This is a genomic window from Methylomonas rosea (genome assembly GCF_024505055.1).
In the GTDB taxonomy this organism is placed as follows: domain Bacteria; phylum Pseudomonadota; class Gammaproteobacteria; order Methylococcales; family Methylomonadaceae; genus Methylomonas; species Methylomonas rosea.
This window is the reverse complement of record NZ_JANIBL010000033.1, coordinates 39,030-52,749: the sequence shown is the minus strand read 5'-3', so window position 1 is coordinate 52,749 and position 13,720 is coordinate 39,030. Positions and strand designations below refer to the sequence as shown.

The 13,720-nt window shown below is 52.8% G+C and carries 14 protein-coding genes; 11 read left to right on the top strand and 3 right to left on the bottom strand.

Annotation, left to right across the window (positions count from 1 at the left end):
- Positions 1-174 precede the first annotated feature (174 nt).
- The 10 genes from NP589_RS11895 (at position 175) to NP589_RS11850 (ending at position 9,138) form a co-directional block, all read left to right on the top strand.
- Positions 175-1,209, top strand: coding sequence for an inorganic phosphate transporter (locus NP589_RS11895; protein ID WP_256607186.1), 1,035 nt, complete (start codon positions 175-177; stop codon positions 1,207-1,209).
- 15 nt (positions 1,210-1,224) lie between these two features.
- Positions 1,225-1,866, top strand: coding sequence for a DUF47 domain-containing protein (locus NP589_RS11890; RefSeq protein WP_256607185.1), 642 nt, complete (start codon positions 1,225-1,227; stop codon positions 1,864-1,866).
- A gap of 173 nt (positions 1,867-2,039) precedes the next feature.
- Positions 2,040-2,648 (top strand): glutathione S-transferase N-terminal domain-containing protein, encoded by a 609-nt coding sequence (locus NP589_RS11885; RefSeq protein ID WP_256607184.1) that lies wholly within the window; start codon positions 2,040-2,042, stop codon positions 2,646-2,648.
- Complete coding sequence (locus NP589_RS11880) at positions 2,645-3,028, top strand: ClpXP protease specificity-enhancing factor (protein ID WP_256607183.1); 384 nt, start codon at positions 2,645-2,647, stop codon at positions 3,026-3,028. Before NP589_RS11885 ends, NP589_RS11880 begins: the two co-directional genes overlap by 4 nt.
- Positions 3,029-3,215: 187 nt before the next feature.
- Entirely contained in the window at positions 3,216-3,593 is a 378-nt protein-coding gene (locus NP589_RS11875; protein WP_064007000.1) for a 4a-hydroxytetrahydrobiopterin dehydratase, read from the top strand.
- Positions 3,594-3,604: 11 nt separating this feature from the next.
- Entirely contained in the window at positions 3,605-4,864 is a 1,260-nt protein-coding gene (locus tag NP589_RS11870; protein WP_256607182.1) for a formylmethanofuran dehydrogenase subunit B, read from the top strand.
- Between the two features lie 10 nt (positions 4,865-4,874).
- A complete protein-coding gene (locus NP589_RS11865) occupies positions 4,875-6,539 on the top strand; it encodes a formylmethanofuran dehydrogenase subunit A (protein ID WP_256607181.1) in 1,665 nt (554 codons plus the stop codon).
- Entirely contained in the window at positions 6,536-7,432 is an 897-nt protein-coding gene (gene fhcD / locus NP589_RS11860; protein ID WP_256607180.1) for a formylmethanofuran--tetrahydromethanopterin N-formyltransferase, read from the top strand. The genes NP589_RS11865 and fhcD overlap by 4 nt, the downstream gene beginning before the upstream one ends.
- A complete protein-coding gene (locus NP589_RS11855; protein WP_256607179.1) occupies positions 7,429-8,241 on the top strand; it encodes a formylmethanofuran dehydrogenase subunit C in 813 nt (270 codons plus the stop codon). Before fhcD ends, NP589_RS11855 begins: the two co-directional genes overlap by 4 nt.
- Positions 8,242-8,286: 45 nt before the next feature.
- A complete protein-coding gene (locus tag NP589_RS11850) occupies positions 8,287-9,138 on the top strand; it encodes a radical SAM protein (protein ID WP_256607178.1) in 852 nt (283 codons plus the stop codon).
- Here the strand turns inward: NP589_RS11850 and NP589_RS11845 are convergent.
- The 3 genes from NP589_RS11845 to NP589_RS11835 form a co-directional block, all read right to left on the bottom strand.
- Positions 9,135-9,389: a hypothetical protein gene (locus NP589_RS11845; RefSeq protein WP_064007006.1), complete on the bottom strand. Its 255-nt coding sequence runs from the start codon at positions 9,387-9,389 to the stop codon at positions 9,135-9,137. The genes NP589_RS11850 and NP589_RS11845 overlap by 4 nt on opposite strands.
- A gap of 112 nt (positions 9,390-9,501) precedes the next feature.
- Entirely contained in the window at positions 9,502-10,425 is a 924-nt protein-coding gene (locus NP589_RS11840; protein WP_256607177.1) for an Aq_1264-related membrane protein, read from the bottom strand.
- 136 nt (positions 10,426-10,561) lie between these two features.
- Positions 10,562-10,765 (bottom strand): cold-shock protein, encoded by a 204-nt coding sequence (locus NP589_RS11835; protein ID WP_020483379.1) that lies wholly within the window; start codon positions 10,763-10,765, stop codon positions 10,562-10,564.
- Positions 10,766-11,057: 292 nt separating this feature from the next.
- Between NP589_RS11835 and clpB the strand changes: the two genes are divergently transcribed.
- Positions 11,058-13,682 (top strand): ATP-dependent chaperone ClpB, encoded by a 2,625-nt coding sequence (clpB, locus tag NP589_RS11830; RefSeq protein WP_256607176.1) that lies wholly within the window; start codon positions 11,058-11,060, stop codon positions 13,680-13,682.
- The last annotated feature ends 38 nt before the right edge of the window (positions 13,683-13,720 follow it).

The following is a 13,720-nucleotide window of genomic DNA, read 5'->3' as shown; positions in this document are numbered from 1 at the left end:
CAACCCTGGCACTGGCGCGGCCATCGGTGCGGCGGCAGGCGGCATTGGCGGCGGCGCTCAACAGGGCATTCATGCCAACGACAGCTATAAAAATGCCTACCGCAACTGCCTCAGACAGCGCGGTCACAACGTCGTCAATTAACCCGCATTAACCCGCATTAACCCGTCGCTATTTTGGAGGCATTGGTTCCGTTTATCGGTGTTGCGATCATCATTGTACTGGTATTCGACTACACCAATGGTTTTCATGATGCCTCCAATATCATTGCCAGCGTCATCGCCTCCCGGGCGATGACGCCGGTGCAGGCGGTTTTGGTGGTTGCAGTCTTCGAATTCCTGGGACCGCTACTTGGCGGCACCGCCGTCGCCAATACAGTCGGTACCTTGCTGGATCTATCGTCCATCCCCAAAGCCGATGCGCTGTTAATCGTCGTGTCCGGACTTTTCGCCGCCGTGTTCTGGAACTTGTTTACCTGGTGGCGCGGCTTACCGTCATCTTCCTCGCACGCTCTGGTGGGTGGTTTGATCGGGGCCACGCTGATCGGCATAGGCAGCGAACCTATCGCCTGGGGAATCAACGACTTAAGCCATGGCCGAATACATGGATTCAGTAAAATCCTGCTGGCATTATTGCTCTCGCCCGTCTTGGGTTTCCTGGTGGGCTTTGTACTTCAGCGACTGACGATGTTTTTATTGCGGTCCGCATCGCCAGGCATTAATCGGCAGCTTCGCCATGCCCAATGGCTAACCGCCGCCGCGCTGGCCTTTTCTCACGGCGCCAACGACGCGCAAAAAAGCATGGGGGTATTGACCTTGATTTTGTTGCTTAGCGGGGAAATCGACAGCTTTAAGGTGCCAGGCTGGGTGATGCTGTTTTGCGCCTGCGCAATGACCGCCGGCGTACTAACCGGCGGCTGGCGCATCGTGCGCACTCTTGGTTTTGCCATTTATAAAATCCGCCCAATTCATGCGTTAAACGCGCAACTGAGCGCATGCCTCACCATTTTCGGCAGTTCTCTGCTCGGCGCCCCGGTGTCCACAACGCATGTAGTGGCATCGTCGATCATGGGTATTGGCGCATCTGATCGCCCAAGAGCGGTGCGCTGGGGAAAAGCCTTGGAAATCTTGCGAACCTGGCTTATCACCATCCCCGGCTCGGCAATGATCGCCTGCATTAGCTTTCTGATATTCGATTACTTTCTTAAATAACCGCCGCAATTTCGTATGTCATCTCCCAAGCTTTCACTGGCCTCGCGGCTGTTTCAGAGAATATTCCCCAAAACCGCCGACTTTTATCTGTTACTGCACCAACAGTGCCAGCAGGTCTGCGTCACCGTCGATAATCTGGTCCGCTTCATGGTCAGTGAATCGGTGGCAGCCGGCAAGATGCTCAAAGAAGACGAGCACGAAGCCGACCGGATCCGCATTCACAACCTGCACGAACTAAACAGCTCGTTTGCCACGCCTATAGACCGCGAAGACATTTATCGCGCCATCGCCTCCATGGACAGTATCGTCACCTATTGCAAAAGCACGTATAACGAGATGGAAGCACTGGAATTGAACCCCGACAGCCATTCGCAGGCGATGGTAATCGAGTTGCAAGTCGGCATTAAAGCGCTGGAGCGCGGCTTCGCGGTATTAGGCAAACATCCCTCCGAAGCCGAACAACACGCCTTCGCCGCCCGGCATTCGGAACGCCGGATCGAAAAGATGTATCGCAAGGCCATCGCCGACTTGTTCCAAGGCGAAGACTACTTAAACATGTTTAAACAACGCGAGCTTTACCGGCATCTTTCCAATGCCGCCGACAAGGTTCACGCCACTGCCAACGTACTGGAAGACATCATCGTTAAGCTCGGTTGAATAGGGTGCAAGCCGTTTAAAAAACCCCTGCTCAGCCCGTTATTTTCAAAGGGCGAATGCGACCGGTATCGCCCCCAAAAGCCCCATCATCCATGCTACAATCTGCCCCGATTTAAATCCCGTTACTCAAAGAGGTTCACTTCGTGGCAAACATCACCAGCCGAAAATCCGCAATGACTCTTTTTTCATCGCCAGCCTGCATAATGAGCCACTGCGCCAGGCTAGTCGTATACGAAAAAGGGGTACCGGCGGAAGTCGAATTTTTCGACCCGAATGACCCGCCCGAAGACCTGCTGGAACTCAACCCCAACGGTAATGCCCCGACTTTCGTGGAACGCGACTTGGTGCTGTACGATGCCCGCATCATCATGGAATATCTGGACGAACGCTTCCCTCATCCTGCTTTACATCAAATGGACCCCGTCTCCCGTGCCAACGCCAGGATGTTGATCAAACGCATTGATCAGGAGTGGTATCCGCTGCTGGATGACGTACTCGTCAACGGCGACAAAAAAGCCTCCAAGTCCAAAAAAATGTTACGGGAAAGCCTGATGGCAGCCGCGCCGGTATTTGAAGCCACACCGTATTTCATGAGCGAGGAATATTCCTTGATCGATTGCGCGATGGCGCCGTTCTTATGGCGACTACCCAGCATCGGCATCGACATCGCCAGCCTAGGCAAAGGCATCACTGCTTACGCCAACCGCCTATTCTCCAGACGGGCTTTTCAAGAAAGCCTGAGCCGCGAGGAAAAAGACATGATGCAAGCCCCAAGCAAATGACCCCACTTAAACCCTATCTGATTCGCTCCATCTACGAATGGATCGTCGACAACGGCCTGACGCCCCATCTGTTAGTGAATGCCGACCACCCTGGCGTGACGCTGCCGGGCGACTTCGTGGAAGACGGCAGAATCGTCCTGAACATGCGCCCCGAAGCCATCCAAGGCTTGGTGCTGGGCAATGAAGAAATCCAATTCAACGCCCGCTTCTCCGGCAAACCCATGCGCATTATTGCGCCGTGCAAAGCGGTATTGGCTATCTATGCTAAGGAAAACGGCAAGGGTATGATTTTCGATCCGGAAGAGAATGAGGACGAAACCCCGCCGACACCGACAGAACCCAAGCCTCCGCAAAAACCGCAATTAAGAGTGGTTAAATAACAAACCTTTGTCGAAAAGAATGCGCCGGCACCGACGCATTCTTCAGCCAGTCTGAGTAAACCTTTGTAAATCGCCCTCCACCTGCCGACAATTGGCGCCGAAACCCAGCAAAACGCCTGTACACCGTAAAGACACCGACTAAACTGTGCGATAGAATGCCGACTCATTTCAATCCGGGGGATAAACGATGTCGCACGATACTGCCAAGGTCTATAGCGAGACCGAAATCGCCGAGCGTTTAACACAGGAACTGCCGCACTGGTATTACGAGAATGGCTGGATCCGCCGCAAAATCAAGACCAGCGGCTGGAAAGCCACCCTAATGGTCGTCAATACGGTCGGCCATTTGGCGGAGAAAGCCTGGCATCATCCGGATCTGACTGTTTCCTACGCATTCGTGATCGTCAAGTTGGTCACGCATTCGGCAAAAGGCATCACCGATAAAGATTTTCTACTGGCTAAAAAAATTGAAGAAGTGTTGATGTGGGATGCAGCGGAAACCTCCGCCGGCGTCCTGGAAGGCACGCCCGACGACCCACGTTTCAAATACATCAAAAAAGATTGAGGACTTTTCTTATGACTGAAATAACCGAGGTACCCAGCCCGTTTTGCGGCATTGGTACCGACGACCTGAGCATACAGGTGGACGGCGCAACGCTGAAAGTGATCGCAAACGGCTGTGCGGTCAATACGCCGGCTTTCGAACAAGCTATCGCGGACGCCACACCACGCATCGCGGGTCAAGCGGTGAGCCTGGAAGCGGCGACCACTAAAGCCGCGGAATTGCTACGTGGCACTAATCAACCCGTGATTAGCGGCTGCGCGACCGACGTTAACGGCATGCGCGCCTTGCTGGCATTGGCCGACAAAAGCGGCGCGGTCGTCGATAACCTCAATTTCAACAACGCGCGCCGCAATTTGCTGGCTTTGCAGGATTCCGGCTGGATGAACACCACGCTGGCCGAGCTAAAAAACCGTTGCGACCTGTTGCTGGTGGTTGGCACCGATCTGGAAGCCTTTGCCCCGCGGTTTTTCGAGAAATATCTGTGGAACGAGGAATCGATGTTCCTCGACAACACGGCCAACCGAGAAATTATTTATCTGGGCAAAGCACCGTCAGGAAACGCCTCAACGTCGCCGACCGGCCAAAACGCCAACGTACTACCTTGCGCGGATGCCGACTTACCGGACGTGACCGCCGTATTATCAGCGCTTGTTAAAGGCCATTTGCTGCATGCGCAAAGCGTCGCCGGCATTGCGATAGCTGATCTGCAAGCCATCGCGGACAAATTGAAAGCCGCTGATTACGGCGTAATTCTCTGGGGCGCGGCGGCAATGGCATTCGACCAAGCCGAGCTAACCGTTCAAACTTTGTGCAATATCGTCAAAGACCTCAACCAATCGGGTACGCGCTGCTCCGGTTTTCCATTAGGCGGTAAGGAAGGCGATCAAACCGCTAATCAAGTCTGTGGATGGACTACCGGTTACCCTGCGCGCGTCAATTTTGCCCGCGGCTACCCGGAGTACGATCCCTACCTCAACGACACTCAAGCGCTGATAAATAACGGCGAAGCGGATGCCTTGGTGTGGGTGCAGGCATTTAACAGCGGCGCACTGCCGCCGAAAGCCGACTTACCGACTATCGTCATCGGTCGCTCCGGCATGAAATTTGAGAAAGAGCCGGATGTGTTCATTCCGGTCGGTACGCCCGGCATCGACCATTCCGGCCACGCTTACCGTCTGGATAATGTGGTGGCGATCCGCCTAAAAAAATTGCGCGACTCCGGCCTGCCCAGCACCGCCGCCGTCCTGACCGCTATAGAACAAGCACTTTAGGATCAAACACATGCTGATAAAACTTACAGGTGGAACCGTTTACGATCCGGCCAGCGGCATCGACGGTCAACAGCAAGATATTTTTGTACAGGACGGCCGCATCGTTGACGCGCCGAAAGACGGCCGCCCGGTCGATCAGGAATACGATTTACGCGGCAAAGTCGTGATGTCCGGCGCAATAGACATGCATACCCATATCGGCGGCGGCAAAGGCAATATCGCCCGCACCCTGTTGCCGGAAGATCACCGCATGGACCCGGTGCATCGCACGCCAATTACTCGCTCCGGTAACGGTCACGCCATGCCCAGTACTTACGTCGCTGGCTACCGTTACGCGGAAATGGGTTACACAGCCTGTTTCGAACCCGCAGTACTGCCGATCAACGCCCGCCAAGCCCACATGGAAATGGGCGATACGCCGATTGTCGATAAGGGCGGTTACGTAATGCTAGGCAGCGATGACTTTTTATTACGCATGATGACCGCGAACAAAGATCAAAAAGCCATCAATGATTACGTGGCCTGGACGCTGAACGCTGCCAAAGGCATTGGCATCAAGGTCGTCAATGCCGGTGGTATTAGCGCGTTTAAATTTAATCAACGCAAACTGGATCTGGACGAGCAAAACAGCCATTACGCTGTCACTCCCAGACAAATCCTGCAAACCCTGGCTAGAGCCGTACAAGAACTGGGCATCACTCATCCGCTGCATGTGCATGGTTGTAACCTGGGCGTACCCGGCAATCTGGAAACGACTTTAAATACTATCGAAGGCATCGACGGCTTGCCGATGCACTTGACGCATATTCAGTTCCATAGCTACGGCAAAGAAGGCGATTTCAAATTTTCTTCCGGCGCTGCGCAGATTGCCGAAGCGATCAACAGCAATCCGAATATCACCGCCGACGTCGGCCAAATTCTGTTCGGCCAAACCGTCACCGCCTCTGGCGACAACATGCGCCAGCATGCGAACCACAAATACGCCAGCCCCAACAAATGGGTGTGCATGGACATCGAATGCGATGCCGGCTGTGGCGTGGTACCGTTTAAATACAAAGATCAAAACTTCGTCAACGCCTTGCAATGGGCGATAGGATTGGAAATCTTCTTGCTGGTCGAAGATCCTTGGCGGATATTCCTGACCACCGACCACCCCAACGGCGCGCCGTTCACCAGCTATCCGCATTTGATCCGCTTGCTGATGGACCGCAGCTTCCGTAACGACATGCTGGCGACCATCCATCCGGAAGCGCAAAAAATGACCACGCTGGCCTCGATTGAACGCGAATATACGCTTAACGAGATCGCTATCATGACCCGCGCTGGTGCCGCCCGAATTATCGGCTTAAAAGACCGTGGCGCGTTGAGTGCCGGCAACTTCGCTGACATTACCGTCTACACTGAAAACGCGGACCGCCAGACCATGTTCGCCAAGCCCGATTACGTGTTCAAAGACGGCGAACTAGTAGTGAAAAACGGCGAAGTGGTGAAAGTCACTTGGGGCACGACGCATATCGTCAAACCCGACTACGATCTGTCCATCGAAAAAGATCTCAAACCTTATTTCGACAAATACCTGACCATGAAACTCGGCAACTTTAAAATCAGCGACGACGAAATCAGCGAAGACGGACGCGGCAGCTTGACGGCGCATCCATTGCGAGGTGCAGCATGATTATTAACGGCGTAACCATAGACAAAACCTTTGCAGAGGCCTTCCCAATGAAGGCAACGCGGGCAATTATTACGGCTCAAAACGAAAAATGGGCGATGATTTCCGCGCAAGCGATGACCGGTTTTGCCACATCGGTGATCGCTTGCGGTTGCGAGGCTGGTATCGAACGGGTGTTGAGCCCGAACGAAACGCCGGACGGACGGCCCGGCGTAGCGATCATGATCTACGCGATGGGCGGCAAGGGCTTGGCCAAGCAATTGGAAACCCGCGCCGGCCAATGCGTATTAACCTCACCGACTTCGGCCTTGTTTGCCGGCATCGAAGGCGGCAAACCGATACCGTTGGGTAAAAACCTGCGTTACTTCGGCGACGGCTTTCAAATTGCCAAGAAAATCGGCGGCAAGCGCTACTGGCGTGTGCCGGTAATGGACGGTGAGTTCTTGACCGAAGCCACCACCGGCATGATCGATGCGGTCGGCGGCGGCAACTTTCTGGTACTGGCAGAATCGCAACCGCAAGCCTTGGCTGCCTGTGAAGCGGCGATTGAAGAAATGCGCAAAATCCCCAATGTGATCATGCCCTTCCCTGGCGGCGTGGTGCGCTCTGGCTCCAAGGTCGGTTCCAAATATGCGTCATTAGGCGCATCGACCAACGATGCCTTCTGCCCGACATTAAAAGGCGTGACCAAGACTGACTTATCACCTGAAATCGAATCGGTGATGGAAATCGTCATCGACGGTTTGAGTAAGGAAGACATCGACAAAGCCATGCGCGTAGGCATCCAAGCGGTTTGCGATCTGGGTGCGGCTAACGGCATCAAGCGTATCAGCGCCGGCAACTACGGCGGCAAATTGGGCCCGTTCCACTTTCATTTGCAGGAGATCATGGCATGAGCGCGTTAACCTTTACCCTGAAACAGCCAACCGACCAGCGTATCGACATGTCGCCGCTGGTTTGTCAAAAGCTGCAAGGTATGGATGTGGATGCCATTTCCGCGATCGAACTACAAAACGGCAAAAGCCGCCGCCGGGTTGACGAACTGTTCTACATCACCGGCATGAACACCCAGGAAATCATCATCGCCTACAGCAATAATAAGCTGGACTTCATAGGCAAGGAATTGGACGGCGGCAGCATCAGCGTGCAAGGCGACGCCGGCGCTTATCTGGGCATGCAAATGAAATCGGGCACTATCAACGTCAGCGGCGATACGGGCCTGTATGCTGCGTGTGAAATGAAAAACGGCTTGTTGCAAATTGACGGCGATGCCGGCGATTTTCTGGGGGGCGCCCTACCCGGTAACAAGCAAGGCATGAAAGGCGGCACAGTGCTGGTGAAAGGCAATGTCGGCCAGCGCGCCGGCGACCACATGCGCCGCGGCCAAATTTTGATCGAAGGCAATGCCGGGGATTATTGCGGCTCGCGCATGCTGGCAGGCACTATTGCGGTGATGGGCACTACCGGCCGCTATCTGGGCTATGCGATGCGGCGCGGCACCTTGTTGCTGTGGAATCAGCCGCAATTATCAGCGACTTTCAACGACTGCGGCTCGCATACCCTGGCCTTCCTGCCCATACTGTTCGCATCGTTCAAATCCTTAAACTCGCGGTTTTCCGACAATAATGCAGCATTTAACCGTGTGCAGCGTTACGGCGGCGACATGGCGGAAACCGGACGCGGCGAAGTGCTGGTCCGAATCTAACCCATTGCCGCGTAAACCGATTATGGTTTGCGCGGCGTCTTTCAAGTGAAACCGATACTCACCACCACCAATCACAACCGTAACGTTGCCGGCCTGAAATATGTGTACCCGGTCATCTCTCGGCGTGCGGGCGGTTTGTCGATTGGAGTAAATTTCAATCCGAACAATGCCTGCAACTGGCGCTGCATTTATTGCCAAGTACCGGATTTACAGCGCGGCAATGCCCCGGAAATGAATTTTGCATTGCTGGAGCAGGAGCTACGTTTCTTTCTGGATTACGTGCAACACGGCGATTTTTTCGAACAATTTAATGTAGAAATCGACCAGCGCGTTATCAAGGATATCGCCATTTCCGGCAACGGCGAACCGACCAGCTTGATAGATTTCGATAAAGCCGTGCATCTGATCGGCGAGATCGCCACGGAATCAAGCGTATTTCCGGCCAGCAAATTCGTCTTGATCAGCAATGGCAGTTTAATACACCAATCAACAGTACAAGCAGGCTTGGCGGAATTGGCTCGATACAATGGCGAACTATGGTTCAAGCTGGACAGCGCGACGGAACAAGGCCGCAAGCTGATCAACAACACCGGCCAAAGTCAGCAAAAGTTACTGGAACACCTAAAGATTGCCACTGGACTATGCCCCACTAAGTTACAAACCTGCATGCTGCATTATCGTCAAGCGTGGTCAGACAGCGAAAAGCAGGCCTATTTAGCGCTTTTGCAGGAATTACTGCTTAGTAAGATTAAACTGCAAGAAATCATGCTTTACAGCGTGGCAAGACAATCGTTCCAAGCGGAAGCAGACGAGTTGGAAAGAATGGATATTGAAGAGATGAATGCGTTTGCCGCTGACATCAAAGCGTTAAGCTATGATGTCAGCGTTAGCCATTAGGCAATAACGTCGAGAAGAGAACCGACCGTTTTTTCATGAACCTTGATCATTTTGGCGCCAGCCGAGGTTTCCAGCTCAGCTTCTTTCAGGCTCAACACCGGTTTGAACAAATCGGCGGAGCCGACGTCTTTTGAGCCGCCGACTTCCTGAGCTTGCACCGGCAAATTCGCGATGGTTTGCGCGGCGGTACTGGCTTTTTGCTGAGCATTGCTGATCAGAGTGGTTGCGCTATTCAGTACATTGCTAATCATGGTACACCTCCTGCAAATCGAGTTTGCATCATAGCGCTCCGGTTATCGGCTTGCCAAGCGCGGAACTTTAACTTCTCAACACCGTTTTGCCTACCTAGTCACACTTAGGTAACTATTTGTCTTTCTTGGCTATTTTTACGTACAGATCTTTCAAAAACGGCAGACCTTGGCTCTGAAATTTCGACCAAGCATAAACACCGGCTTGCTTCAGTAACTCAACGAACTTTTTAGCCGCAGCCTCTCCGCCAATCTGCTTAAATTTGGCTTCGACTATCGTACTCCACTGCTGTCTAGGCTGACCGTCGGCATCCAGAAACACCCTATCAAACAACCACATTTCCGCGACGGACACTGTCCACATAAATGCAAACGACACAGCCATACCACCACCAGCCACAATCACTAGCCAGGCGAAAATCGGATCAAGCTTCGTCAACCACCACGACAATATATCCACCAGCAAAAACACATACGGCATGCCGATCGCGATACATTTGTACTTGATGGTACTGGTTTCCGAAAAACTGAAAATCAGACCGACAAACATAAAGATAAAACTGATGCCGAACAAGTGAATATGCGAAACCCGCGTCAGCGAACTAAACGTCGCGCCTTCGTCTTCCTTAGTGTACTCCTTCAACACCTTGAAATCACTTAAGTTGGGGATGGACGCATCTTTGTTATGGCACATCACGCAACGATTCTCGATGATTTTATCGACGCCGCGATCAACAAAATCATCCTGATCAGCACCATCACGCACCCATTGGATAATGGCAAAACGTTCCTGCTCTGAAGCGTTTTCTTTCATTGCCCCGTTTAATTGAGTTTCCAACATCGTTCCGGAGCGGTTACCGTAATAACTGTAGACAATATCGTCTATCGACAGGCCAAACTTGCCGTCAGCCATACCGTGAGTAAACAGAATTTGGATCAAGGCCATCAGATAGCCGACTGCCACGGTAGTCAAATAGCCGGTAAACAGCACTTTGACAGGGGTATCCATTTGTTTTAAAGAAGAAAATTCGCGTGCCATGGTCAGTTACGCCGAAAAGGGGGAGATGGCTGCATTATAGCTTGGTTATATTACCGTTAACCGAAAATTCCATATCGTTGCAGGCATAAAAAAGGCCCTTGCAAGCAAGAGCCTTTTTACCCGTAACCGTTAACGCTTATCTGGGCAGGACGTTCGCGGCAGTCAAACCTTTAGGACCGGACTCGATATCGAATTGAACCGACTGGCCTGGAGACAAAGTTTTAAAACCTTCGCCCTTGATAACGGAATGATGTACAAAAACATCTTCCTTGCCTTCGGAAGGCTCGATAAATCCAAACCCTTTGGTATTGTTAAACCACTTTACAGTGCCTGTTGCCATTTCTAAAACTCCTACAAAATAAAACTAATGGTTACGCAGACCGACAATATTGACAACCGGACCTGCTGACTAGCAATGGCCATAATCCCTCAACATCTGTTATCTGAGCGGCGACATTGTACTTTGAAACATTTATCAAGGCTACCAACGATGTCCATCCTAATCCACTAATCAACAGCAATAATTTCATCCGAAAAATAGTGGAATTATCCGTCAGTCTTCGCTTGAAAAGCGCCACGTAGCGCCCCATCTCTGCGGCAACACAATTTATATTCCAAATGAGGTACGCAGCATGCGAATGGATAAATTAACCAGTAAATTTCAACAAGCGCTTAGCGACGCGCAAAGCATGGCATTGGGCAAGGATCACCAATTCATAGAGCCCGTGCATGTAATGTTGGCGCTGATCGATCAGGAAGGCGGCAGCATCAAGCCATTGCTGATGCAGGTCGGCATTCAGATCAACGCGTTGCGTAACGAGCTAAGCAAGGAAATCGACCGCCTGGCCAGCGTCTCCGGGTCCGGCGGCGACGTGCAAATCTCCAACGAGCTGTCGCGGATGTTGAACCTGACCGACAAACTGGCGCAGAAGCGTAAAGATGCGTTCATTTCCAGCGAATTATTTTTGCTGGCAGCCCTGGAAGCCAGCAGTTCCCTGCAAAAAATTCTGAAACAGGCCGGCGTCACCGCATCGGCTGTGGAAAAAGCCATAGAAAACATGCGCGGCGGCCAAAACGTCAATGACGCCAATGCCGAAGATCAACGCCAGGCTCTGAAAAAATACACCATCAACCTGACCGAACGCGCCGAGCAAGGCAAACTCGATCCAGTGATTGGCCGCGACGACGAAATCCGCCGCACCATCCAGGTCTTGCAACGCCGCACCAAGAATAATCCAGTGCTGATCGGCGAACCCGGCGTCGGTAAGACCGCCATCGTCGAAGGCCTAGCGCAACGTATCGTCAACGGCGAAGTGCCGGAAGGTATCAAAGGTAAGCAGTTGCTGTCGCTGGATATGGCCGCGCTGATCGCCGGCGCCAAGTTTCGAGGCGAATTCGAGGAGCGCCTGAAAGCGGTGCTGAACGACGTTGCCAAACAGGAAGGCCAAATCATCTTGTTCATCGACGAATTGCATACCATGGTCGGTGCCGGCAAGGCAGAAGGCGCGATGGACGCCGGCAACATGCTGAAACCAGCTCTAGCCCGCGGCGAACTGCATTGCGTCGGCGCCACCACGCTGGACGAATACCGGCAATACATCGAGAAAGACGCGGCATTGGAACGGCGCTTTCAAAAAGTGCTGGTCGACGAGCCTAGCGTCGAAGACACCATCGCCATCTTGCGCGGTTTGAAAGAACGTTACGAAATTCATCACCGCGTCGAAATAACCGATCCGGCCATTGTCTCCGCTGCGGTGCTGTCGCACCGTTACATTTCCGACCGGCAGTTACCGGACAAAGCCATAGACTTGATTGATGAAGCCGCCAGTCGAATTCGCATGGAAATGGATTCCAAGCCCGAGGCCATGGATAAACTCAGCCGCCGATTGATACAGCTGAAAATAGAGCGCGAGGCCATGAAAAACGAAACCGACGCGGCTTCGAAAAAACGTCTGGAAATATTGCAGGTTGAAATCGCCGATCTGGAGAAAGAATACTCTGACCTTGACGAAATCTGGAAGGCCGAAAAAGCCGCGTTGCAAGGGACTGCCACCATAAAAGAGAATCTTGAACATGCCCGTCTGGAACTGGAAGCGGCCCGCCGCAGCCAGGACTACGCACGCATGTCCGAACTGCAATACGGCGAGATTCCCAAGCTGGAAAAAGAGCTTGATTTGGCTTCGCAAGCGGAGATGCAGGAAACCACCTTGCTTCGCAGTAGAGTCACCGAAGAGGAAATCGCCGAAGTGGTCTCGAAATGGACTGGCATCCCAGTATCGAAAATGATGGAGGGCGAGCGCGAGAAATTGCTGCGCATGGAAGAAGAGCTTAGCAAACGGGTGATTGGGCAAACCGAAGCACTAAAAGCGGTGAGCAACGCCATCCGCCGCTCCCGCGCCGGCCTGTCCGACCCGAACCGTCCCAACGGCTCATTTCTGTTCTTGGGCCCGACTGGCGTCGGTAAAACCGAATTATGCAAAGCTTTAGCCGAGTTCATGTTCGACACCGAAGAAGCGATGGTGCGCATCGATATGTCCGAATTTATGGAAAAACATTCGGTGGCCCGCTTGATCGGCGCACCTCCCGGCTATGTTGGCTATGAAGAAGGCGGCTATCTGACCGAAGCCGTGCGCCGTAAACCGTATTCGGTCATCCTGCTGGATGAGATCGAAAAAGCCCATAACGACGTATTTAACGTATTGCTGCAAGTATTGGATGACGGCCGTTTAACCGATGGACAGGGCCGTACGGTGGACTTCAAAAACACCGTGGTGGTGATGACTTCGAACCTGGGTTCCAGCGTCATTCAGGAAATGGTCGGCGACGCACAGGGACGTGCTAGTGTCGCGGGAGGCATGACGCCGGAAGCGACCGAGGACAATTATGTTGAGATGAAAGATGCGGTGATGGAAATCGTCGGCCAGCATTTCCGCCCGGAATTCATCAACCGGGTCGACGAAGCGGTGGTCTTCCATCCGCTCGGCCAAGGTCAAATCCGCGCCATCAGCAAAATACAGATCGAGTTGCTACACCAACGTTTACAAGAAAAAGACATGGGTATGCAAGTCAGCGAAGCCGCGCTGGATTTACTTGGTGAAGCAGGCTTCGACCCGGTTTATGGTGCGCGCCCGTTAAAACGAGCCATACAACGGCAGTTGGAAAATCCGCTGGCTAATGAAATTTTGTCAGGCCGCTTTATTCCGGGAGATCTGATTAAAATCGATGTCGCTAACGATGGCCTGACTTTTAGCAAATAAATGTAATTCGGAGCCCCGGGTTGGAGTCAATCTAACCC

What these genes read in the sequence shown, in the direction of transcription:
- NP589_RS11890 (WP_256607185.1), top strand. Translation starts at nt 1,225, where the DNA reads ATGTCATCTCCCAAGCTTTCACTGGCCTCGCGGCTGTTTCAGAGAATA.
- NP589_RS11885 (WP_256607184.1), top strand. Translation starts at nt 2,040, where the DNA reads ATGACTCTTTTTTCATCGCCAGCCTGCATAATGAGCCACTGCGCCAGG.
- NP589_RS11880 (WP_256607183.1), top strand. Translation starts at nt 2,645, where the DNA reads ATGACCCCACTTAAACCCTATCTGATTCGCTCCATCTACGAATGGATC.
- NP589_RS11875 (WP_064007000.1), top strand. Translation starts at nt 3,216, where the DNA reads ATGTCGCACGATACTGCCAAGGTCTATAGCGAGACCGAAATCGCCGAG.
- NP589_RS11870 (WP_256607182.1), top strand. Translation starts at nt 3,605, where the DNA reads ATGACTGAAATAACCGAGGTACCCAGCCCGTTTTGCGGCATTGGTACC.
- NP589_RS11865 (WP_256607181.1), top strand. Translation starts at nt 4,875, where the DNA reads ATGCTGATAAAACTTACAGGTGGAACCGTTTACGATCCGGCCAGCGGC.
- fhcD (WP_256607180.1), top strand. Translation starts at nt 6,536, where the DNA reads ATGATTATTAACGGCGTAACCATAGACAAAACCTTTGCAGAGGCCTTC.
- NP589_RS11855 (WP_256607179.1), top strand. Translation starts at nt 7,429, where the DNA reads ATGAGCGCGTTAACCTTTACCCTGAAACAGCCAACCGACCAGCGTATC.
- NP589_RS11845 (WP_064007006.1), bottom strand. Translation starts at nt 9,389, where the DNA reads ATGATTAGCAATGTACTGAATAGCGCAACCACTCTGATCAGCAATGCT.
- NP589_RS11840 (WP_256607177.1), bottom strand. Translation starts at nt 10,425, where the DNA reads ATGGCACGCGAATTTTCTTCTTTAAAACAAATGGATACCCCTGTCAAA.
- NP589_RS11835 (WP_020483379.1), bottom strand. Translation starts at nt 10,765, where the DNA reads ATGGCAACAGGCACTGTAAAGTGGTTTAACAATACCAAAGGGTTTGGA.
- clpB (WP_256607176.1), top strand. Translation starts at nt 11,058, where the DNA reads ATGCGAATGGATAAATTAACCAGTAAATTTCAACAAGCGCTTAGCGAC.